The sequence below is a fragment of the Alteribacter salitolerans genome, from assembly GCF_016901055.1.
Lineage (GTDB): Bacteria > Bacillota > Bacilli > Bacillales > Salisediminibacteriaceae > Alteribacter > Alteribacter keqinensis.
In genome coordinates this window covers 385,108-407,252 of the sequence record NZ_JAFEUX010000001.1, presented here as the reverse complement: position 1 = coordinate 407,252, position 22,145 = coordinate 385,108, and the positions used below count along the sequence as shown (strand labels likewise).

Genomic DNA, 22,145 nt, shown 5'->3' with positions numbered 1-22,145 from the left:
ATTCTGGTATAATCAGGAAGGTGGGAGGAAGATAATATGATGAAATATTACGTTGAAAAGTATGATTTTAAGCAGGCAGATAAGGTTGAAGAAGAGCTCAGGAAGCTTCTTGAACGTCCTGTAACGTCAGTTGAGGACCTTGAGAAATGGCTGGTGGATCAAACTGAAGTTTATGACGCTATTGAAGAAGCCCTGTCCGGTCATTACATTGATTTTCAGTGTTACAGTCATTCTGAAAAGGCCAAAGAGGCATTTGAATATGATCAGAAATACATAGAACCAATGGTCAAGAGATATGAAGCTCTTCTTGATAATAAATTCCTTAAAAATGAGTACAAGTCATTGCTGGACACTGATATATACGGGGAATTTATTAAAAGTAAAGAAAATGCAAAAGCCATCTTCCGGGATGAAAACGTAGATCTGGAAATTGAGGAAGACCGTCTTGCGACACGTTATTTTGAAATTACCGGCAGTCTGACCGTTGACTGGGATGGGGATGAACTGACACTGAGCGAGGCAAAGGTTCATCTGAAAAGTTCTGACCGCGAGACACGTAAAAAAGCAGCGACGTTGATCATGGAAGCTGTTTTATCAGAAGAGGCCGAGCTTCAATTGATCATGGATGACCTGATCAAACTGCGTCAGAAAAAAGCTGAAAATGCTGGCCTTTCAAATTATCGTGACTACATGTTCAAAAAATATGAAAGATTCGATTACACGCCAAAAGATTGTAAAACATTAATGGAGAGTGTCAGGAAGCACGCACGTCCTATTCAGGATTACCTGTTAAATGAGAAAAAAAGTGAGCTGGGTGTAGATTCTCTGCGTTTCTGGGATCTTCAAGGAGTTCCGAATGGGCAGACACCACTCAAACCTTATGAAACAAGAAATGAGCTTGTAGAGGGGACAAAGGAAATGCTCAATACGCTGAACCCGCGGTTTGGGGAGCTCCTGAGCAGGATGGATGAGCGGGGAATGCTTGATTTGTCTGCTAGAAAAGGGAAGGCACCGGGTGGCTTCTGCACTACACTTCCTGTTTCTGATCTGTCGTTTATTTTTATGAACGAAGCCAGACAACAGGACGACCTGGTAACACTTATTCACGAGATGGGACACTGTATTCATAATGATTATAAAAAAGATCTCCCTGTCGGGTTGTACCGCGATACACCGAGTGAGTCCGCTGAACTTGCGAGTATGACCATGGAGCTGTTCACGATGGATCAGTGGGATCGTTTTTATAAAAACGAAGAGGATCTCAAGCGGGCCAAAAAAGAGCAGTTCAGCAACATCATTGATCTGTTGACACAGGGAATGGTTGTAGATCAGTTCCAGCACTGGCTTTATGAAAACCCTGAGCACACGAAAGATGAGCGGAACAGTTATTTTGAGAACCTTTCAAACGAACTGTCCCTTGGAGCAGTTGACTGGACAGGGGTGAGAGACTGGCACCGGAACAAATGGCTGTTTGTCCTTCATATTTTTGAGGTTCCGTTTTATTACATCGAATACGTAATAGCCCAACTGGGTGCTGTTCAAATGTATATGCAGTACAAAGAAGATCCGGAAACGGCACTTGCCAATTACGAACGGGCTCTTAAACTGGGCAGATCAAAGCCTCTGCCTGAGGTATATAAAGCCGCAGGTATTTCATTTGAGTTTTCCGATAATACAGTGAGAAATGCGGTTTCATTTATAAAAAAAGAGCTGGAGGAACTTAAGTAAGAAGGAGTTTCCCCTATCTTGAGAGACAGAATAAAGCAGAATTAAAACGAGGGCGGCTCTTAAGGCGGGATTATACACCTTAGGGGCCGTCCTCTCTGTTGAGATTACATTGTTAAAAAGATTTGACTAAAATGAGACTTTTAATTTGACCAGGTCCTGAACAGAACCGTCTTCGGCACTTCTTGTGTATACCCAGAGAGTTCCGGTATCTGAAGTAGGCAGGTTGTCAAAAGGAACACTCGCTACGAAAGAACCATATGCGGGCCCTGCGAGTGCAGCCGTTGTAAAACGCTCGCCGGAAACCGTTTTGTCATTCTGGTCTACAAGCCGATAAAGGACATTGGCTTCAAATGCCCTGGCGAGACCGCTGATAATACCGCCGTCATTAAACGGGGCCCCGGGTCTTGGTTCGAAAACGACAATATTTCCGGATGTAGGTAACGGGATGATCAGGAAGGTTCCTTCATAGATCAGATCAGGTGAGATCCCGGTGCGAAACTGATTGGCAGTCAGAACTTTTTGCAGAGAAACACCAAGGGAGTGAGAAATTGTAAATAGGGAGTCGCCCTCCTCAATTACATAGATAACTGCGGGAATGGATACTTGCTGATAAGGATAAATGAAATCCGGGTTTTGAATGGTATCATTCATACCGGCAATAAGATCAGGAGTTGTTCCAAATCTTTTGCTGATGGCCCCAAGAGTCTCTCCCTCTGAAACGGTATAAAGGGTCACGCTCCGGTCGGGATAGCGTTTTGGAATTATGAGTTTTTCACCCGGGAAGATTGTGTATTGTTCTGTGAATGGAGGGTATAGAGCGTTGGCTTTAATGATATCCTCCACATCACTTTCGTACCGTAATGCCAGGGAGTAAAGGGTATCACCAGCCTGTACTGTATGAATACTGTGCGTTCCATCAAGAATAGCCATAAAAAACACCTCCTGCTCTGATAATGATATGCTTTTGAGTTTGTAAAAAGACACTTCTTTAAGAAAAGTGGTTTAAAATCCTATGAAAAAGTAAAGATATACTCTGTGGACAATTATTAGAAGGAGTGGATTCCAGATGGCAGATGTTATGTTTACTTCTAAAGCAACAGCAGAAGGCGGCCGTGAAGGTCACGTTAAATCAGTGAGTGGTGTTGTGGACCATAATCTTGTTATGCCTAAAGGAGATAATGCAACAACAGAAGGCACTAATCCGGAAGAGTTGTTTGCTGCAGGTTACGCAGCCTGCTTTGACGGGGCCCTTAACTTAATCGCGTCAAAAGCAGAAAAAGAGATTGATTCAAAAATAACAGCGGAAGTGTCACTCTTAAAGGACCCTTCGGACGACGGGTTCAAGCTTGGTGTGAATCTGGAAGTTTCGATTCAAGGTGTTTCCCAGGAGGAAGCTGAAGATCTCGCTCATAAAGCCCACGATTTTTGTCCATATTCCAAAGCCACGAGGAACAACATTGATGTATCGTTAAATGTTACTGCAGGCTGATCCTGATTTAAACAAGAATTAAACAGAACCTCCTGCACATACGTTAGTAATAAAACGTATGTGCAGGAGGTTCTTTATGTATCAGCACATTGTCAGGCCGGGAGAAACCCTCTTTTCTATTTCTGAAGATTACCGTATACCCTACCAGGTTATCCTTCAGGCAAACGCGCTGCCTGATCCTAATCTCATTTATATCGGTCAGGCTGTAATCATACCGGGGGTTCCTGACCCGGATCTGATTCCTTATTCTATAATCGTTTCTATATCTCAACGGACACTTACATTATTGGAAAATGGCGTGCAGGTAAGTGTGTATCCGATTGCAGTAGGACGGATGCTGTTTGATACACCGACAGGAGAGTTTATCATCGTAAACAGGGAGCCAAACCCAGGGGGGCCTTTCGGGGCTTTGTGGCTTTCCTTATCAAAGAAAGGTTACGGTATCCACGGTACAAATAACCCGGCCTCGATTGGCCAGGCTGTCTCACGCGGGTGTGTAAGAATGTTTAATGAAGATGTACTGGAGCTTGGTTCGGTTGTACCGAATGGAACAAGGGTAAGCATTAGGCCGTAACCCGGTATGAATACAGATTTAAATGAGTATGAACACTCGTGTAAGGGTATATACCTGTAACACATTTTATAGGAGTGTTTAGGATGACGGATTATGTAGAAGTAGAGCCAATGCTCAAACAGATAAAAACGACAAAGGAACTCAATGACATGGGCTTTCACTGCCTGAGTCATTTATATGACCACGAGGATGAGCAAGAAGAAAACAAGCTGGACCGAAGCGGCCAGTTTTCCCATTGCTGGATATGGAGTAATGGTTTTTTGAGAATCATCGTTAAAGACAGGGAAGATCAACACTGTGAAATCGTAGGTGAGTTCACAGAAGAAACCATTCAGGATATTATCAGGAAGCAGTGGCGTAAAGCAGATGAAAAACGCCTCGTAGATAAAAGGGATTTTTCCGAACTTAATGAAGGGGAATTTATGAACGTTGATGTGCAGTTTAAACTGGGGGTCAACTATTCTGTGAAAGTCAGGGTGGAGGTTTCCCATTACGATGATACAACAACAGCAATCGATCTGGCTAAAGTAATGCTGTCGTCCGACCTGGGGCTGAATATCGATTTCATTTTTGAGTCCCTTAATATAAACTCTTATGATGAGAGGTATGTGAGGGTAGAAAAGGAGAAAGAATCTGCTGTTTAATTAAGTCTGTTTCAGCATAGCTTACTGCTTTCTCAGGTGAAAGCAATATCCACAACACTTCATCTTCATTTATAACGCCAGATAAAAGAAGCAGCAATACAGGAGCATCAATAAAAATCATAATAGCTGTACCAGCAAGGTTGTATGCAGGAAATACTGTCTCTTTTGTTGAATATAACAGAAGATGCTACAAATGAAGGAGACGATGAAGATGCAGATTAAATCCCATTACCTACACAAAAGAGATGTAAAAGCACTCGATGAAACAATGAATATTAAAGAGGCGCTTGATTTCATCCAGCAGACTGGTTTCAGGTGTGTGCCGGTTTTATCATCAGAAGAGGAATTCCTCGGTAACATTTATAAAACCCACCTCTATGAATACCTTTACAGAGACAATCTCGATCCGGCAGCGCCTATCACTACCCTTTTATCCGACAAAGATAAAGCAGTTGACGAGAAAGCGTCATTTTTCAGTGTATTTTTTACAATCCGTCAGGTTCCCTATCTTGCTGTTATTGATGAAGACAAGAAGTTTAAAGGAATCCTGACACACGGCAAAATTCTTGATATTCTGGAGAACGCATGGGCTGTAGGGCACAGCAGTTACGCTCTTACCCTTTCAATGGAAGAGTATAAAGGTTCTTTACAGGATATCGCTGCAACTCTTTCAAAGGTAACAGATATCAGAAGCTTCATTACTCTGGATAGTGACCGCACATTTATGCGTCGCTGTGTGGTAACCCTGCCAAACGAAACGACAGAGGATGAATTGGAGAAAATAGTACGCCATCTCGAGAATAATCACTTCCGAATCATTCATATTGAAAACGAAAAATCCTTGGCTGGTGAAGGAAAGCAGTAGTAGAAATAGAAGTAGGACTAATTCGACGCGGTCCTGACTGAGGGCAAAAAAAAGATCAGCAAGGCAAAAATGCCTTGCTGATCTTTTTTGGTTATTTCTTCGTATTTTCGAATTCATTTTTAATCGAGTCAAGAAGGCTTCTGTCGGTTAATACCTTCAGTCCTGTAAGTGCCATAGCTTTAGCTCCGATAAACATGCCTTCAAATCCCTCTTTGCTGAGTGCGGCATCTCTGAACTCCCGCGTATGACCAATAATATGTGTGTCACTGAATTTAACATAAGGATGTATAGATGGAACCATGTGACTTACATTACCCATGTCAAGAGATCCGCCACCTTTTTTCTCTTTTATTTCATCCCTGTCTACACCGAGGGAGACAAGACTCTCAGTAAAGGTTGTGGAAAGAGACTCGTTAGTAATCATGTTGTCATAGGAGAACTCGTAATTGGATATGGAAAGATCTGCTCCGGTCGCGAGTGCTGCGCCTTTTGCGCAGTTATTCACTTTTTCAACCACTTTGTTAACAGCAGAGCGGGTAGATGCCCTTACATAAAAATGTGCTGTTGCATAATCGGGAACCACATTTGCCGCTTTTCCGCCTTCAGGAATAACACCGTGAATCCGTACATCAGAAGTTACGTGTTGCCGCAGGGCATTAATACTGTTAAAGGTTTGGATAACAGCATCAAGAGCGTTAATGCCTTCTTCAGGTGCAGCTGCTGCGTGAGCGGTTTTGCCTGTGAAAGCATACTCAATGGCATCCATGGCAAGAGAACTTCCGCTTTCCCGGTAGCTGCTGCTCGGATGAGACATAATGGCAGCGTCCAGGTGGTCAAAAACACCTTCTTCAGCCATCGTTACCTTTGCACCCCGTGTTTCCTCCGCAGGTGTACCGTAGACAAACACTTTTCCGCCTGTCTCATGTATAAATTTGCTTAATGCAATTCCGGCAGCGGCTCCCATTGTGCCGATGAGGTTGTGCCCGCAGGCATGTCCAATCTCCGGCAAAGCATCATATTCGCTCATAAATGCCACATTTGGTCCGGGACGGCCGCTTTCATATACAGCTTCAAAGGCTGTAGGCTGACCGACAATATTAGTGTTAACTATAAAATTGTGTTCCCGCAATGTTTCAGAAAGTATCTCACAGGCTTTGAATTCCTCATTCCCAAGTTCCGGGTTATTTCCGATAAACTGGCTGATTTCAAACATTCTATTCTTTAATTTGTCCATTGTTTCAAACAGTTTCTCTATGTACAATTTTATTTCTCCTCTCGTTTTCTACCTGAAGCAGTCTGCTGCTATTTTATAATGATCCAGGATAAATGAAAAGGCGGAAGAAAAGAGAGGGAGTTTTTTTTCAGGGATAAGAAGATGCAGAAGCCCCCCTTTTTAAGAACATAAGCAAAATCCGTTCCAAAAAGGGGGGCTGTCCCCGCACAATTTTGTGTGAAATTGTGGCATGGCGGGACTCTATTAAATGGCGGGCTGCCAGATGATTGTACCTTGTTTTTCTTTTTTTGATACATTCACGTGAAAATAGTGCTTCTTGTAGAAATGCACGAGGCGGTCGATATGATCCCAGTCCCGTTTTACAAGATTTCCTTTAATATACTGCACGTTGTTTTTTTGTGCATATTCTTTCAGGTGGTTCATGCAGACGGTTCCGTAGCCGCGATTTTCTTCTCCTCTTATATCATCAATTTGAATGGTATTGTCGTCGGTGTATTGAGCGTGAATTGAGAAGTCCCATTTACCGCGAAAAGGAGCAGAGCAGTCGTTCAGCATTATTTTGCACGTATTTTTGTCATCACTTGAGTAAATGATGACCCAGTTATCTTCTTTTGTCTGGTCAATACCTAAAATATCCCATTTTTTTGCGATTTCTTTTATGTTTTCCTGCATTCTGAACATTTGAAATTCCAGATCGGATTTTTCCTGAATAAGTTCATCTTTTGATTTTGTTTTATCATCCTGAAGAAGCAGCATAAGATCCTCCCCGTCAGTAAGTATTGATAATCTATCTTCAAAAATTAGCCGTCATGTAAAAAGTCCTACAGTTTTCGTATTTTACTAGATTGAGCGGGAGATTTCAAACGTTAGAAAATGCTGAAAATAATCATCTGATTACATGCTGGAAAAGCTGTCAACCTCAAACAGAAAATTGTGCGGGGACAGACCCCGCACAATTTATGGTTTTGTGACTACGCCGCACGCGGCGCGGTCTCCTGCGTCTCCGGTTTTAAGTGTCTGCACATCCGGTCCCGGTTCATTTTGTTCTGAAGACTGGTAGCGGTCCGGTATGTTTGCAAAATTATCTGCATCTTCGTGAACAATTACTGCAACATCATCTTCAATGAGCTGCGCGGGAGTAAAGCGGTCAAGTTTGGCCACGAGGTAACCTGTTTTGTTTTCAGTAACATATATCGGCGGCATATCCCCGGCGTGATGATCATGAGGTTTTACAGCTGGATTGTAATGACCACCAGCACTCCTGAATGGCCCTTCTTCTGCATCAGCTTCACAAACCCCGTTTTCATGAATATGAAACCCGTGAAATCCCGGCTCGAGATTTTTCACTTCGGCCTTGACAATCACCTGCTCGTCTAAAGCAAAGAAGGAAACAGATCCAACTGGTTCATCTGCTGTATTTTTTAATTCTGCTTTCGCCTGGAGTTCACCGATATCGTGGGCCCCGCCTGCAAATGTCTCCACTGCCGGACTGTGATCAGAATGAATTCCATGATCCATCACTGACTGATTGTTAACGTATCCGCCTTCTTCGTTTGTTTGGGATGACTGGTTTTCCCCTGCACATCCCGATGCAGCAATTGAAGTCAGCAAAACTGCAAAAAGAAATTTTTTCATCGCTGTCACTTCCTTTTTAAATTGAATCCACTACGTTAGCAGGGTAGTCAATCAGTGCAGAATATAAACCTGGTCTCTTCCGGACAACCAGACAGTTTTTTAAAGAGGCGTTTTTGCTTTCGGTACAAAAGGATAAAATGTACTATTAGAAGTGGAAAAAGAACAGGGGGCTGACATGAAAATACAGGTTGATGTAATCCAGGGACGAGGCTCACCTTACGAATTTGGATACAAGCAAGGACAAAAACTAAAAGAGATGCCATTATATGCTGCTCATGTAAAACGGCGGAGCAAGTCGATAAGATCCTACAATACGGTTCTGCATGAGGCTAAAAGATGGTTTATGGAGCTGGCCCCTGAACTTTGGGAAGAAATGGAGGGACTTTCCGAAGGTCTCGGATGGTCCCTTGAAGATACTCTTCACGAATACGGAGGATACCAGCAGGACTGGAAAAAATCCGGCTGCTCCACGTTCATGGTCGATGGGATATATGGAAGAAATTACGATTATCACCCAAAAACCTACGATGGAAGATTTGTTTTCTGGCAGCCGGAGCAAACAAAAGGCTACAGTTCCATCGGCTTTGCCCAAAGGATGATCGGGCGGATGGATGGTATGAACGAAAAGGGACTGGCTGTAGGCTACCACTTTGTGAACCGGATCAGGCCGGGAGAAGGGTTTATCTGCACAACGATAGCACGCTTTCTATTAAATCAGTGTGCCACGGTTGAAGAAGCAAAGGATATGATTAAGGAAATTCCACACCGTCATGCCTTTAACTATTCACTGGCAGATGCTGATAAAAACACCGCAGTCGTAGAGGCCTCTTCTAAAGGAGTAGCGTTCCAGCCGGAAGGAAGAGTGGGATGCACGAATCATTTTTCTATTAAACGTGAGGAGAACCGGCACCGTACCGAAGAGTCAGAATCAAGGCTCAGGTCTCTTAACACCCTGGCACAAGGGAAACCGGCAGCTAAGCAGCTCTTTTATTATCTGAATCACGAAAAATACAACATAGCAAAAAGAGAATACGCCAACTGGTCGGGAACGATTCATACAGCGGTGTACGATACTGTAAATCAAGCTGTTCATATCGGAGTCGGGGTGAACGGAGAACCTGTGACCGTTTCATTTTCCGGCTGGTTAAAAGGAAGAGACAGTATGCTGAAAAAAATGAATGGTACACTCCCTGGTGCCCCACCTGTGTTTCATCTGGAGAGAAAGTAGAAAAAACAAATAAGTACTCAATTACTGAGGTGAAAACATGCAAAACGAAAAGCAGGTTCTAAAAGTCTCTGTTTACGGAGCACTGATCTTTGCAATCGTGGCCATCGTCTGGGGGGTAGCCGGGAACTCTCAAATGATATTATTTGACGGCCTGTATTCATTAATCAGTGTTGCACTATCGTTTTTTTCCTTATTATCGGCAGCGTATATTCAAAAGAATGATTTTAAGCGGTTTCCTTTTGGAAAAGAGATGCTGGAGCCGATCGTTATTTTGTCTAAATATACAGTCATTCTTCTGCTGTGTATGTATGCTTTCTCTTCTGCAGCAGCGGATCTGTTATCAGGAGGACGCATGGTCGAGCCAGGGATGGCGGTTTTATATGCACTTTTGGCTACGATAGGATGCTATGTGGTATTTTTGTATCTCAATAAGCAGAAGAAATCGCTGAATTCCGGTTTTGTTGCAGCAGAAGCAAATCAATGGATGATGGATATTTATTTAAGCTTTGCTGTCATGATTGGTTTTTTGGCAGCCTGGTTCATGACGATGACGCCATTTGCCCACGTCACACCTTATATAGATCCGTTAATGGTTATGCTCGTTTCAGGATACTTTGTGAAAGTCCCGTTGCTGTCGATTAAGGAACAGGTAAAAGAAGTGCTTGAAATGGCTCCGGAAAAAGGGATTCAGACTGAAATTGAGAAAACGAGCAGTCACATTAAGGAAAAGTACGGATTTGATGAAAGTATTTTACGAGTATCAAAAGTGGGGAGTAAGCTCTTTATTGAAGTGGATTTCATTGTGGATACAGACAAATGGGAACCGTCAATTAACGACCAGGATCGTATACGCGAAGAGTTTTATGAATGTTTAATTGACATTCCCTATACGAAGTGGCTTACAATCTCGTTTACAAGTGACCGTAAATGGGCTTTATAACACGTCCTCTTTTCCTTACGACTTACGGGGTAATGCCGGCAAGCTTTATGGTGTTCCCTCATTGGTGTGTAAAGCAGTAAAAACAACAGGCCATAATGAAAAATGATGAGTCCTGCTGCCGGTATCCCTTAAAAACATTTTTGTTTCTGGTGTATAATGGTAATAGAGGAGATGAGAGAATGAAACGATTTTCAGCAGCCTCAGTTTCTTTAGACGGGAAAAAAGAGGAGGCACTTCATAAAGAACTACGTCATGACCCCGTCCACACATGTTCGGTTTTAATAGAAGATCAGCTCGTCTTTACATATGAGCGGGAGCAAGGAGATATGGAAACGGCGCGGAAAGTCAATTCCATCACAAAAAGTATCCTTTCAGCTGCAGTAGGGCTGGCTCTTGATCACGGCTTTTTCAAAAGCGTCAATGAACCTCTTTCCAGGATTTTTGAAACCGGTGATCTGCCGGAAAGATACAAAGAGCTGACGATCGAAGACTTACTTACAATGAGATCGGGAATTGACTGGGCCGGTAATAAGCCTATGATCGAATCGGGGGACTGGACAGACTATATCTTCGACCAGCCTCTCAAAGACAAACCGGGTACGAAGTTTAATTATGTATGCGCCAACTCCCACCTGTTAAGTGCAGCTGTTCAGAAACGAACGTCCATGTCAGCAGAGGAATTTGGCGCAAAATATCTTTTCACAAAGCTGAACATTAAAGACGCAGTCTGGGACAAGGATCCCAAAGGCGTTTCCACCGGCGGGTTCGGATTGGAAATGAAGCCGTCGGACTTACTTGCATTCGGTTCTCTTTATTTATACAACGGCCGTTTCGGGGGCAAAGCTGTACTAAACGAAGAGTGGGTCCGTACTTCAACAGAAGGAAAGACCAGAACGAATATGGGAAATCAGCGTTACGGATACCACTGGTGGGTGAACCCGGAAACGAAAAGACTTCCTTATTTTTATTATGCCGCCGGAAGCGGCGGGAAGTATATCTTTGTTGTTCCCGACAGGAAGATGGTCTGTGTGTTTACCAGTGACTATTCACGTAAAGAAGGTGTGAAGCCCTTTACCCTGTTTACCCGCCACCTGCTGAATGGCTTTAAAAAGTAAGGGGGGAGAAGCAAGTGAACTGGTTTACAGGAAATAACTCACAAACTCCGTTCTCTATGTTTTCTGCCGAACATCTGCTAATGATTGTTATTCTTTTCCTGGGAATTGCCGTTATTTACGTGCTGAAGGGTAAAATAAAGAACCGGCGTTTAAGAAAATATGAGATTGTTGCTGCGGTTTCCTTGCTGCTGTTTGAAACTGCCTACTATGGGTGGCTGATTACAACAGGGCAGTGGGGGCAGAGTCACGCTCTGCCTCTTGAGCTCTGTAATATCAGCCTCGTATTCGTGATTGTCCTGATGCTCACACGGCACAGGGCCATTCACTCTCTTGTTTTGTTTATAGGAATAGCAGGTGCTCTTCAGGCGATTGTGACTCCTGTCCTTTCCTATGGGTTTCCTCATTTCCGTTTCGTCCATTTCTTTTATACCCACATTCTGATCATCTGGGTATCCGTATACTTTGTGGTTATTCACAACTACAGGCCGCGGTTTTTAAGCGTCCTTAAAGCTCTTCTGTTTCTGAATATTCTGCTTCCTGTAATCATCTGGATTAACCACAGTGTAAACGGAAATTACTGGTTCCTGTCTGAAAAACCCGCTGGAGGAAGCCTCCTTGATTATCTGGGACCGCACCCGTGGTACATCCTCAGCCTGCAGGCTGTTGCCTTCGTTCTTTTTTCACTTATCTGGTTTATTTTTAAAAAACGATAAAATGAGGTGTCTGCTTGAATATACCTGACCTTAAAACTGCCGATTTTTTACTTACAAAAGTAAAACCCGAAGATTCCGTTGATCTATTTCCTATATTCAAAGACAAAGAAACAATGAAGTATATTACGCCCCACCCGGTAACGTCCCTGGAACAGATGGATCAAAAACTGGATACGATGATCAGTCTGATGAAGAAGGGTAAGGAGGCGTCCTGGATAATCAGGCCGACGAATCATAATGAAGCAGCCGGTTTGTTTCGCTTTCACAAAATTCATAAGTGGCATCAGAAGGCAGAGATGAATGCCGTACTTTCCCCGGTTTATCAAAACAGTGGAGTAATGACACAAATCCTGCCCTGTGTCCTTTCTTTTGGGTTAAAAGAAATGAAATTAAACAGAATTGCAGGAGATATATTTATAGAAAATCAGGGTTCCAGACGGCTTCTTGAGAAAAACGGATTCCATTGTGACGGTATTCTCAGGCAGACTGACTTTGATGGAGAGCGCTTTTATGATACGGCTGTCTACTCCATCCTCCGGGACGAGTATCTCGGGAGTGAAATATGACAAAAACCATCTATCTCATCCGTCATTGTGAAGCAGAAGGACAATGGCCTGACGCAGAGTTAACCAAAAAAGGAACAGAGCAGGCAGAGCAGCTAAAGAAATATTTCACATACCGTAATATAGACAAAATAATAACAAGCACATGGAAAAGGGCAGTCAATACAGCTAAACCTCTTTCTTTACTAAAAAACAAGCCCATACATACTGATAAGAGATTACAAGAAAGGAAGCTGTCTTCTAAGGATATGCCCGACTGGTTTGAAAAGCTGAAAAACACATTTATTGATCACGACTTAACATTTGATGGAGGAGAATCGAGCCGGACAGCTCAACAAAGAGGGCTGGAAGCAATCGAATCCATTGTAAATGGGAAGGGGGACAGCTTTGCGGTTGTCACTCACGGAAACCTGCTTTCCCTAATCCTTCACTATTACGACAGGAAAATTGGGTTTGAAGATTGGAAAGCTCTAAGAAATCCTGACTTGTTTGTACTTACCTTTGATCAAGAAAGAATAACGATAAAGCATGAAGGAGATCTATAAATGAGAAACAACGTCTATAAAGACAACCTGCAGCCATACGAAAACCCTGAAGGGTATGACGAAAAAAATGATAAATATGTTGAGGATATTCATTTTTTTAAAAAATGGGCTGCCGGAAAAGAAGGGCCTGTCATTGACCTGGCCTGCGGAACAGGAAGGGTCACCCTTCCTCTGGCTGAGAACGGAATTTCGCTGATGGGAGTAGATATCCACCCGGGAATGCTGAGCCGGGCAAAAGAGAAAGCGGAGGCTGAAAACCTCACAGTCCATTTTTTTGAACAGGACTGTTGCAGTCTGTCTTTACCTGTGCAGACAGATTTTATCTATATGACCGGAAACTCTTTTCAACACTTTCTTACAAACGATACTCAGGACCGTCTTCTTCAAAGCGTTAAAGCACACCTTGTAAAAGGTGGGATGTTTGTATTCGGCACACGCTTTCCACAGGCAGGCGAACTTATATCTGCGGAATCAACGGAAACGATACATAAAAGAGAAGGAGATTCTCAGATCACTTATACTTCAACTGAGAGTTATGATCCTGTTGAGCAGATCCTTTACTGTGAATCAAAAACATTCATAGATGAACGTCTGGTGGATACCGATAGAATTAAACTACGTTATGTGTATCCGCAGGAAATGAAACGTGTCCTTGAAACAAACGGATTTTCTTTAACTGCGGTCTACGGAGACTGGGATGAATCGCCTCTTACAAAGCATTCTACCAATATGATTGTGGTGTGTGAAAAAGCAGAGAATGCGTAAGATTTGTTCCATGTTACAATAAAAACATATGAAATAAGGAATGAATTAAAGGAGTAATACGATGCCACAGAAAACGCTATTATTAATTGATGGATTTAATCTTCTCAGCAGGGGATATTTTGCAACAAGTTACGGCCGGTCAGAAGAACAGTTGAAAAACAGCCAGGGTGTTTATACAAATGCTCTTCGCGTATTTTTTCAAAAGCTGTTTAATCTCATTGAGGAGCACGGGATTACCCATACAGCTGTGGCCTGGGATGTTAAAAGAGATGAAACAACAAGGAGCCAGGCTCACGAATTCTATAAATCTCAAAGGACAGACTTACCGGAACCTCTGATAGAACAGTATGAAACACTGACTCACATGCTTGAAGGAATGGGAATTGCCCAGCTTACTGTTCCTGCTTATGAAGCAGATGATGTCATTGGTACTCTCGCTGTTAAATGGGCAGAGGAGGAGGAAGGTCACTGCTTTATCTACAGTAATGACCGTGACCTTTTTCAGCTGCTGGGTCCAACCGTCTCACAGATTATTAACCGGAAAAAAGAAGAAATTGTCTATACCCACGCACTTTTTGAAGAAGAGTTTGGTATTCAATCGAGCCAGTGGGTTGATGTGAAGGCACTTCTGGGTGATCGCAGTGACAACATTCCAGGGTGTCCGGGAATCGGAGAGAAATCCGCCCTTCCCCTCATTCAGGAATACGGTTCCATTGACGCCGTATATGAAAAGATTGAAGAACTGGATAAAAAATATAACCGTTACAAGAAAAAGCTCGCTGCTGGAAAAGAGACAACGTATGTGAGTAAGGAGCTTTCCCAGATCATTTGCGAAATTGAAGCTCTTGAAGACTTCTTATTTGATGAATTGGAATTATCTCTTTCAAAAGAGACGATCTTATCTGAACTGAATGATAAAGAAGTAAGGATTCGTTTATCCATATAAAAGAGGAGAAGATAAAGATGAGCGGAGCGGTAAAGTCATTCGATATGTGGAGAACACGTATTACGATGAGTCTGAAAGCAACTCCTGATCGTATTATTGATCACATTCCTTCCGGTTATCCGAACAACATCCGTTGGAATGCAGGACATATACTCGCAAACTTTTATGAAAAAATGGAACCGCTTAGTAAAGAAAATCAACGGCTTGATCCTTTATATAATGACCTTTTTCTGAACGGAACCAGTCCCCATGACTGGGATTTTGATCAGGTACCTTCTCTGGACATCTTAATTGAAGAACTTGAGAAACAAAATGACTGGGTGCAAAGAAATGCCGGCACATTAGTAACAGCGAGGCTTGAAACACCATTTCGCAGCATGGAAACAGGGGAAGAGCTCCTTCAGCTGTTAACCGGACATGATTGCATTCATTTAGGTATTATTAATGGAATAAAATATGCTTCCGGAATCAGTAATGTGTGGAAGCCGGAGCATTAAAAAAGTGTAAAAGCTTTGTGGCAGGGGATGAAGACCCTTACCGCAAAGCTTTTTAATTTGAATAGAATAAATGTTGTTGCAGGTTATTGAGATTTCGCTGCGGGCCCGGCCCACAACCTGTATAATCCTGTCAGGAACCTGTAGATTGCGGTTGCTTTCTTCTGAAATAATGAAGAAAGATAAAAACCAAAATAAATGCAGGGATGGCATAAACCTGTCCGACAAACAGTTTCCACCCTAATGTATTATAGCCTTCAGAAGCCGGTAAAATCAGTGCAATAAGGCATGCTGTTACATATGTGGCAAGAGAAATGGATAAATTCTTCATCGTTACAACCTCCGTTTACATATATTGTATTTTTATATTTTACCACATTAATCCAGAAGAACATCCACCTTTAGACCTTAATGTCATATCGTAAGGATTGACATTTGTAAAATTAAAGAATATAATTAACTTACAAAAAGTAAGTAATTGATTAATTTATAGATAACGGGAGGTTACCCACATGAATTTAAAAGGCATTCACCATGTTTCTGCTTTAACAGCCAATGCACAGGAAAACTATCGCTTCTATACCGAAGTTATCGGAATGAGGCTTGTGAAGAAAACAGTCAATCAGGATGACACATCAGTCTACCACCTTTTTTACGGAGATGAGAAGGGCAATCCAGGAACAGAGCTCACTTTCTTTGAAATTCCGATGGCTGCGAAAAATCACCCTGGAGTGAGCAGCATTTCCACTATCGGGTTACGCGTGGAGAATGATGCAGCTCTGGAGTACTGGAAGAAAAGACTTGATGATCACGGTGTAAAGCGCAGTGAAATCGTCGAGCGTGCAGGAAAGAAGTATCTTGATTTTGAAGACACAGAAGGACAGCGCCTCACTTTTGTTTCCGATGAAACGAACCATGGGGTTTCTTCAGGAACTCGATGGGTGCACTCCCCCGTTCCAAAAGAACAGGGTGCAACCGGACTTGGACCGGTGAAGCTGACAGTGAGAAAGCCTGAATCAACCGTGAAAGTCCTGACCGACATCCTTGGGTTTGTGAAAACGGACCGTTCATACCCATCTCCAGCGGACAATCAGCCTGATATCCTTGTCTTTGAAACAGGAGAAGGCGGAAACGGAGGAGAAGTCCACCTTGAGGAACGATCTGATCTTCCACCAGAAAGAATGGGCCGGGGCGGTGTTCACCATGTAGCCTTCCGGGTGGACAACAAAGAAGAGCTCTATAAGTGGGTTGAAAAGCTTAACTCATTGCAAATTCCAAACTCAGGTTTTGTTGACCGTTTCTATTTCAGGTCTCTTTACTTCAGGGAGCCCAACGGTATTCTATTTGAACTTGCGACAGACGGACCTGGATTCGATACTGACGAAGACCTTGACAGTCTAGGGGAAAGCCTTGCACTTCCGCCATTTTTCGAATCCAAGCGTGAGCAGATTGAAGCAAAGTTAAAGCCTCTAAATACGAAGCGTTCATAAAAACAATGACTGTCACCATCTTTTCGAAGCTTCTCAAAAGGTTATACTCGACCTTTTGAGAGCTTCTTTTTTTTATTCTTTCTATTCCTTTTGCAGGGTGACTCTTCTCAAAATACTTTCTGTACTCTAAAGGAAGTGAAATAAAACTACTCCCTTAAAATGACAGAAAAAGGATTTCGCACAAATTTGTCGAAGGGGTTAAATAATACGATTACCTGAGGGTGTGATAGAGATGAATTCCTTTCCTTACCCTTTTAAAGAAGGGCAGACGGACTATGGATACGCTAACAATGCTGTTCCAATGGTAAACAAAAGTGCTGTGGAGATCACTTCCAACTATCAGGAAGAAATAACCCTTAAGCGGAGACTGCTTGACAGACACCGGGATCGTTGTTTCTCGGCTTTTCCTTATACATACGAAGCACAATGGGAAGCAGCTCTTTACCTGACTGAACAGTTATCAGCTTTTTATCCTCAGCATTTTTCCATAATGGAAAAAGGGAAAAAACGGACGTTGATTAACAAGATGTCCGGAGAAGAAGTCCATTTACTTTATAAAGAAACAGATGAGCCACTTAATACAATTGGCAAGCACGTTCAGGAAGACCTTATTCTCATGTTCCAGCGGGAAGGACAGTTGTTTCTTGACGCAGGCCAGCTTTGCTTTCCTTCAAACTGGTCACTTGTTTTCAATAAAGGAATGGCTTTTAAAGATATCCACAGGCCTGTCCCGGGTTTCAGGGAAAACAGTCTGGACGCACGGATTGAGCGGTTTTTACTTCATCTGCTGCCTGACCAGCCGTTCGAGAGAGTCAATTGGTCTTTTATGGCAGGAAACAGACTTGATACGTCTTTGGAAGCCTTTCCTGATTGGGGGAAAGAACGGTACGAAGTGACAGAAGAGAATGCAGGTGAAAAAGTCCATCTGCGTGTGGAAACCCAAAAGCTTATCCGGCTGCCGGAGACCTATGTGATCCTTTTTACCATTCATACCCATTTGCTTTCATTGGCTGACCTTTGTAAAAGCAAAAACAAAGGGAGGCAGGTCCTGAGCATTCTCGAGTCCCTCCCTGACCGGGTTGCTGATTACAAAGGGATAACGCCATATAAACTTCCTGTACTTGCTTACATTAAAGGTGAGTTACATGAGTAAGAACTGGGTCTGGGTACCGGGGAGGCAAAAGTACCTCATTCTTTATCATCACTCTCAGGATCACCAGGTGCTGTTAACGAAACTTAGAAGAGTAAAGGCAGATGTGGAAGAAGTGGAAGTAAAGGATCGGGATCACCAGGCAGCGCTCCTTTCTTATTTATCAATACAAAAAATGGGAACTTACCTTTATGGATTTTTACCCGAAACGATGATCCACTCCATTGCGTACGTAGTCAAAGAGGCCGGTTTTACAGACGATGACATGCAGATGTGCGCGCCAGGCGACAAACACAGGCCCGTTTTTTGCGCCCACTGCCATGCTGTCTTTTTTGTTGAACCGAGAGATGAAATAACTTGCCCGGAATGCAGGTGTTTTCTTGAGGTATCAGATCATTGGTCGGTATTTCATCAGGCTTATCTTGGATCTTATTCTTTTAAGGAGGGGGAAACATGAGGATACCTGTAGTTGTCAGTAAAATCATTCAGGAGACACCTCATGTGAAACGCTTTACTTTAAAACCTCAGTTAGATCAGTCCCTTCCTCGTTTCCATCCGGGAGCCCATATTCTGACTTATTTACACAGTGGTTCAGAATGTTTTGTCAGGCCTTATTCTCTGACAAATTGTCCATCCCATGAATGTTTTGAAATTGCCATCTTAAAAAAAGTAAGAGGCAGTGGGGGATCTTCCTGCTGGCATGAACACGTGAAGCGAGGACAAACTCTCACTATCAGTTATCCGAGAAATTTTCTGCATCCGGATTTATCTGCTAAGCATCATGTTTTTTATGCAGGTGGAATTGGGATTACTCCTTTCTTATCCATGATGAGATGGTGCAGGAAGAGAGGGGCTTCGTTTGAGCTTCATTATTCTGCAAAAACGAAACATGACTGTGCCTTTTACGAATACATAAACCGGGAGCACCCCGATCAAACGACCTTTTATTTTACACGGGAGGGGGCGAGAATCGACCCGGGTCTTGTGAAGCAGCACCGGGTAGGCACACACCTTTACATATGCGGACCGGAAAGCTTCCAAAATGAGATAAAGACCGCGGCTTTACACACCGGTTATCCGAAAGGTTCGGTGCACCTGGAATCGTTTGTTCAGCTGCACTCAGACGGCTTCAATAATCCTTTTACGGCCAGGCTGGAAGAGAAAATTATTAATGTAAAGCAGGAAGACACCTTACTTGATGCTTTAAATAAGGAGGGGGCAGGTATACCTTTTTCATGCAGAATGGGGCAGTGCGGAACGTGTGAAGTAGCTGTAAAGCAAGGGGATATTGTTCACCGGGATTTATTTTTAACAGAAGAAGAGCGCTGTTCGCGTATGCTGCCATGTGTATCGAGAGGAGAGGGTGTTATCGAAATTTCAATGAAATAAATTCAGCTGTACATGAAATGTAGAATTTACCCCAAACTAATGTAGAAAAAGAAGGGGGTAAAAATATGCAGACGTTTGTCCTTTATGCAAGCATGAACGGGCACACAGAAGTTCTGGCATCAGCTGTTGCCGATGGAGCAAAAAAAGTGGAAGGAATGGACGTTGTCCTGAGCTCTGTAGAAGATATTAACCCGGATTCACTCAAAGAAGCTGCGGCGATTATCTGGGGTTCATCAGGGTACTTTGGTGAACCGAATCCAAAGATGGCTGATTTCTTCTCAAAGCTTGGGGGACTGTGGTTTTCAGGTGCGCTTCAAGGAAAAGTAGGAGGCGTTTTTGCTACAACGTCTACTCAGCATGGTGGTGTGGAAAATATTTGCCGCGCGCTGCAGACACCGATGCAGCATCACGGTATGATCTTCGTATCAAATACAGGTCCTCTTGATGAAGATCGTGTTAAATTTGGAAATCCATACGGAGCAACAGCTGTGATTCCTGTTGAAGCATCTCCGGACTCACCTATGAATAAGCCGGTAGAGGGAGAAATGAAACTGGCAGAAGAGTATGGTATGCGAGTGGCTGAAACAGCTGCAAAACTACTTCAGCAATAAGATTGAGTAAACCTGCTGATCAGGGGAAACCCCACCTGATCAGCAGGTTTTTAATTAGGTTTTTAGTACCAGGACTTTTGGTTACATCTCTATAAAATGTTAAAATTACTCATTTATTTACAAAAATATGTTTATTTTACCTGTCATAGAGGAAAAGTCTAGTAGATTAAGAAATGATGAAGGGAGAGAAGTGAAGTACTAAATGAAGTCAGGACATGCTTGAATCTGTAATCATGTGTGTTAAAGAAACAACAACACTGCGTTTTAGGAGTCAAATAAAAGAGATGGGGAGAGATAAGAGTGTTAAACAAACAGAAGCTTACTGTTTTTTCAGCATTAACGATGTCGGGATTGCTTGTAGGTCTGGGGATTAACCATACTGCCTTTGCAAACAGTGATATGAGTGCCCAGGACGTTTTGAATCACTCGAACGAAGCAATGGCGGATTTATCCAGCTTTTCGAGTTCAATGAGCATTCATCAGACAATTTCAGATGAAATGTCCGGGGAAATGGACCTTCATTCTATTGTAGAACAGGATGTTATCCTGGACCCGTTTAAACTCAAACAGACGATGACGACGAGCTTGGATGGCGCAGAAGACATGACGCTAACCTCCTACTGGACAGAGGAAGGTTTTTTTCAGGAAGATCCTGAAGGTGGCTGGATGAAGATTGCTGAAGGAACAGGAGAGATGGAAGGGTTGACCTACCACCCAGGCGATCAGGTAAATGAAATGGAAATGATGGGTGATGATGTTTCATTATCCGAGGAAGGCAGCTACTATGTGATTACATACGTGGGAGACGGGGAAGAACTGACTGACTTTATGAACGAAACAATGAATGGCAGTATGGAAGATGAAGAGACTGTCATGATGGAAGAAATGATGGGGGACATTGAGATCAATGATTTCTCATATGAACTGTATATCGATATGGAAACACATTATCTTAGTGAGATGTCCCTTGAAATGGACATGGATATTCATATGGAAGGTGAAACAGCAAATATCTATCAGATGATTGATATGTCATTCCACAATTATAACAGTGTTGAAGACTTTGACCTGCCAAGTGAAGTAAAAGAAGAAGCAGAAGATCTCGATGATATCATTGAAGAAGGACTCGAAGAAGCAGAAGAAGGTGGAGAACTTCCTGCAACTGCGACGAATACGCCGATGATGACACTCGGGGGTCTTGTTCTTGCACTGACTGCAGGGGCTCTCCTCATTGTGCGGCGGCGTTTTCAAAACGTTTAAGGTGTCTCAATACTGAACGGCTACAACAGCAGCTGAGTTGCTGCCTGAGAAGGTATCCCAAAAAGTAATTATTACTTTTGGGATACCTTCTTCAAAATTTACTGCTAATAATACTGAGGGAGGGGCTGCTGTGGAGCGGGTTTTATACATCGTTTTTTTCAGTGGATTAATTGCGTTCGCTTTTTTTGGTTTTGAATGGTTTCAGAGTAAGCAGGAGGTAGTCACATTATCTGCTGACCAGATCAGTAACGCAGAAGAAAATGTGAAACGGTCCGGTCAAAGCCAGGATGAGGACGTTTCTTTGCGGCGCTTTTTGTCTGAAGACCGTGTAATGTCAGATGAAAGAAATGAATACAAGCCTGGAGCAGAGGTAGCTTCCCTTCTCATCCCTGCTGTTGAAGAAGGTTATCCTGTCTATTGGGGGGCAGATGATGTTACACTTAAGCAGGGTGTGGGGATGTATGTAAGTGAATGGACTACTACCCCTGACGTGGGGGGCCACACTGTTGTCAGCGGTCATCGTGACTCTGTGTTTACAAAGCTTGGGGAAGTAACCGAAGGCGATGATGTTTTATTGGAGTTTGAAGGGGAAACATATGTATACAGTATTAAAAACATCTGGATTACAGATGCTGAGGACCGCACAGTTATTGTCGACAAAGAGTCACCTACACTTACGATAACAACATGTTACCCTCTTGATTATTTAGGGAGTGCACCGGATCGCTACATCATTCAGGCTGAGTTAACCGGCGTCCACAAATAAA

At 42.9% G+C, this 22,145-nt stretch carries 26 protein-coding genes; 21 read left to right on the top strand and 5 right to left on the bottom strand.

Features of this window, described 5'->3' with window-relative positions:
* The first annotated feature begins 36 nt into the window (after window positions 1-36).
* The gene (locus tag JSY36_RS01920; RefSeq protein WP_205165023.1) at window positions 37-1,728 is read left to right on the top strand and encodes a M3 family oligoendopeptidase; all 1,692 of its coding nucleotides are present in this window, start codon (window positions 37-39) and stop codon (window positions 1,726-1,728) included.
* Window positions 1,729-1,854: 126 nt separating this feature from the next.
* Here JSY36_RS01920 and JSY36_RS01915 read toward each other — a convergent pair whose 3' ends face one another.
* On the bottom strand, window positions 1,855-2,658 hold the full coding sequence (locus JSY36_RS01915; protein ID WP_205165022.1) for a LysM peptidoglycan-binding domain-containing protein: 804 nt from the start codon (window positions 2,656-2,658) through the stop codon (window positions 1,855-1,857).
* A gap of 136 nt (window positions 2,659-2,794) precedes the next feature.
* Here JSY36_RS01915 and JSY36_RS01910 point away from each other — a divergent pair, with 136 nt between their 5' ends.
* The 4 genes from JSY36_RS01910 (at window position 2,795) to cbpA (ending at window position 5,300) form a co-directional block, all read left to right on the top strand.
* Entirely contained in the window at window positions 2,795-3,217 is a 423-nt protein-coding gene (locus JSY36_RS01910) for an organic hydroperoxide resistance protein (protein WP_205165021.1), read from the top strand.
* A gap of 76 nt (window positions 3,218-3,293) precedes the next feature.
* A complete protein-coding gene (locus tag JSY36_RS01905) occupies window positions 3,294-3,791 on the top strand; it encodes a L,D-transpeptidase family protein (protein WP_205165020.1) in 498 nt (165 codons plus the stop codon).
* 83 nt (window positions 3,792-3,874) lie between these two features.
* Window positions 3,875-4,435, top strand: coding sequence for a hypothetical protein (locus JSY36_RS01900; protein ID WP_205165019.1), 561 nt, complete (start codon window positions 3,875-3,877; stop codon window positions 4,433-4,435).
* Window positions 4,436-4,646: 211 nt separating this feature from the next.
* Window positions 4,647-5,300, top strand: coding sequence for a cyclic di-AMP binding protein CbpA (gene cbpA / locus JSY36_RS01895; RefSeq protein ID WP_205165018.1), 654 nt, complete (start codon window positions 4,647-4,649; stop codon window positions 5,298-5,300).
* A gap of 91 nt (window positions 5,301-5,391) precedes the next feature.
* Here the strand turns inward: cbpA and JSY36_RS01890 are convergent, their stop codons facing one another.
* The 3 genes from JSY36_RS01890 to JSY36_RS01880 all read right to left on the bottom strand — a co-directional run bounded on the left by JSY36_RS01890 (window position 5,392) and on the right by JSY36_RS01880 (window position 8,169).
* Window positions 5,392-6,534: a M20 family metallopeptidase gene (locus tag JSY36_RS01890; protein WP_205165192.1), complete on the bottom strand. Its 1,143-nt coding sequence runs from the start codon at window positions 6,532-6,534 to the stop codon at window positions 5,392-5,394.
* 243 nt (window positions 6,535-6,777) lie between these two features.
* The gene (locus JSY36_RS01885) at window positions 6,778-7,290 is read right to left on the bottom strand and encodes a hypothetical protein (protein WP_205165017.1); all 513 of its coding nucleotides are present in this window, start codon (window positions 7,288-7,290) and stop codon (window positions 6,778-6,780) included.
* Window positions 7,291-7,491: 201 nt separating this feature from the next.
* Window positions 7,492-8,169, bottom strand: coding sequence for a superoxide dismutase family protein (locus JSY36_RS01880; RefSeq protein ID WP_205165016.1), 678 nt, complete (start codon window positions 8,167-8,169; stop codon window positions 7,492-7,494).
* A 175-nt stretch (window positions 8,170-8,344) separates the two neighbouring features.
* Between JSY36_RS01880 and JSY36_RS01875 the strand changes: the two genes are divergently transcribed.
* From JSY36_RS01875 to JSY36_RS01835, 9 genes are all read left to right on the top strand, one after another.
* Entirely contained in the window at window positions 8,345-9,397 is a 1,053-nt protein-coding gene (locus JSY36_RS01875) for a C45 family autoproteolytic acyltransferase/hydrolase (RefSeq protein ID WP_205165015.1), read from the top strand.
* A 37-nt stretch (window positions 9,398-9,434) separates the two neighbouring features.
* Window positions 9,435-10,337, top strand: a complete 903-nt coding sequence (locus JSY36_RS01870; RefSeq protein WP_205165014.1) for a cation diffusion facilitator family transporter — start codon at window positions 9,435-9,437, stop codon at window positions 10,335-10,337.
* Between the two features lie 179 nt (window positions 10,338-10,516).
* Window positions 10,517-11,452 (top strand): serine hydrolase domain-containing protein, encoded by a 936-nt coding sequence (locus tag JSY36_RS01865; protein ID WP_205165013.1) that lies wholly within the window; start codon window positions 10,517-10,519, stop codon window positions 11,450-11,452.
* A 14-nt stretch (window positions 11,453-11,466) separates the two neighbouring features.
* Window positions 11,467-12,165, top strand: coding sequence for a TMEM164-related integral membrane acyltransferase (locus JSY36_RS01860; protein WP_205165012.1), 699 nt, complete (start codon window positions 11,467-11,469; stop codon window positions 12,163-12,165).
* Between the two features lie 14 nt (window positions 12,166-12,179).
* Window positions 12,180-12,731 carry a GNAT family N-acetyltransferase gene (locus JSY36_RS01855; RefSeq protein ID WP_205165011.1) on the top strand — a complete coding sequence of 184 codons (552 nt, stop codon included), beginning with the start codon at window positions 12,180-12,182 and terminating at the stop codon, window positions 12,729-12,731.
* Entirely contained in the window at window positions 12,728-13,273 is a 546-nt protein-coding gene (locus tag JSY36_RS01850) for a histidine phosphatase family protein (RefSeq protein ID WP_205165010.1), read from the top strand. Before JSY36_RS01855 ends, JSY36_RS01850 begins: the two co-directional genes overlap by 4 nt.
* Window positions 13,274-14,038, top strand: coding sequence for a class I SAM-dependent methyltransferase (locus JSY36_RS01845; RefSeq protein WP_205165009.1), 765 nt, complete (start codon window positions 13,274-13,276; stop codon window positions 14,036-14,038).
* Window positions 14,039-14,099: 61 nt separating this feature from the next.
* Complete coding sequence (locus tag JSY36_RS01840) at window positions 14,100-14,984, top strand: 5'-3' exonuclease (protein ID WP_205165008.1); 885 nt, start codon at window positions 14,100-14,102, stop codon at window positions 14,982-14,984.
* 17 nt (window positions 14,985-15,001) lie between these two features.
* The gene (locus tag JSY36_RS01835) at window positions 15,002-15,481 is read left to right on the top strand and encodes a DinB family protein (RefSeq protein ID WP_205165007.1); all 480 of its coding nucleotides are present in this window, start codon (window positions 15,002-15,004) and stop codon (window positions 15,479-15,481) included.
* 130 nt (window positions 15,482-15,611) lie between these two features.
* Here JSY36_RS01835 and JSY36_RS01830 read toward each other — a convergent pair whose 3' ends face one another.
* Entirely contained in the window at window positions 15,612-15,809 is a 198-nt protein-coding gene (locus JSY36_RS01830) for a DUF4017 family protein (protein WP_205165006.1), read from the bottom strand.
* A gap of 181 nt (window positions 15,810-15,990) precedes the next feature.
* On the opposite strand from JSY36_RS01830, the gene JSY36_RS01825 reads away from it, so the two are divergent.
* The 7 genes from JSY36_RS01825 (at window position 15,991) to JSY36_RS01795 (ending at window position 22,144) form a co-directional block, all read left to right on the top strand.
* Window positions 15,991-16,968: a ring-cleaving dioxygenase gene (locus tag JSY36_RS01825; RefSeq protein WP_205165005.1), complete on the top strand. Its 978-nt coding sequence runs from the start codon at window positions 15,991-15,993 to the stop codon at window positions 16,966-16,968.
* A 232-nt stretch (window positions 16,969-17,200) separates the two neighbouring features.
* The gene (locus tag JSY36_RS01820) at window positions 17,201-18,121 is read left to right on the top strand and encodes a heme-dependent oxidative N-demethylase family protein (protein ID WP_236784378.1); all 921 of its coding nucleotides are present in this window, start codon (window positions 17,201-17,203) and stop codon (window positions 18,119-18,121) included.
* Window positions 18,114-18,575, top strand: coding sequence for a dimethylamine monooxygenase subunit DmmA family protein (locus JSY36_RS01815; protein WP_205165004.1), 462 nt, complete (start codon window positions 18,114-18,116; stop codon window positions 18,573-18,575). Before JSY36_RS01820 ends, JSY36_RS01815 begins: the two co-directional genes overlap by 8 nt.
* Window positions 18,572-19,507: a PDR/VanB family oxidoreductase gene (locus JSY36_RS01810; RefSeq protein ID WP_205165003.1), complete on the top strand. Its 936-nt coding sequence runs from the start codon at window positions 18,572-18,574 to the stop codon at window positions 19,505-19,507. Before JSY36_RS01815 ends, JSY36_RS01810 begins: the two co-directional genes overlap by 4 nt.
* Before the next feature lie 65 nt (window positions 19,508-19,572).
* A complete protein-coding gene (locus JSY36_RS01805; RefSeq protein ID WP_205165002.1) occupies window positions 19,573-20,118 on the top strand; it encodes a flavodoxin domain-containing protein in 546 nt (181 codons plus the stop codon).
* A 300-nt stretch (window positions 20,119-20,418) separates the two neighbouring features.
* The gene (locus tag JSY36_RS20780; protein WP_205165001.1) at window positions 20,419-21,378 is read left to right on the top strand and encodes a DUF6612 family protein; all 960 of its coding nucleotides are present in this window, start codon (window positions 20,419-20,421) and stop codon (window positions 21,376-21,378) included.
* A 130-nt stretch (window positions 21,379-21,508) separates the two neighbouring features.
* Window positions 21,509-22,144: a class D sortase gene (locus JSY36_RS01795; RefSeq protein WP_336511423.1), complete on the top strand. Its 636-nt coding sequence runs from the start codon at window positions 21,509-21,511 to the stop codon at window positions 22,142-22,144.
* The last annotated feature ends 1 nt before the right edge of the window (window position 22,145 follow it).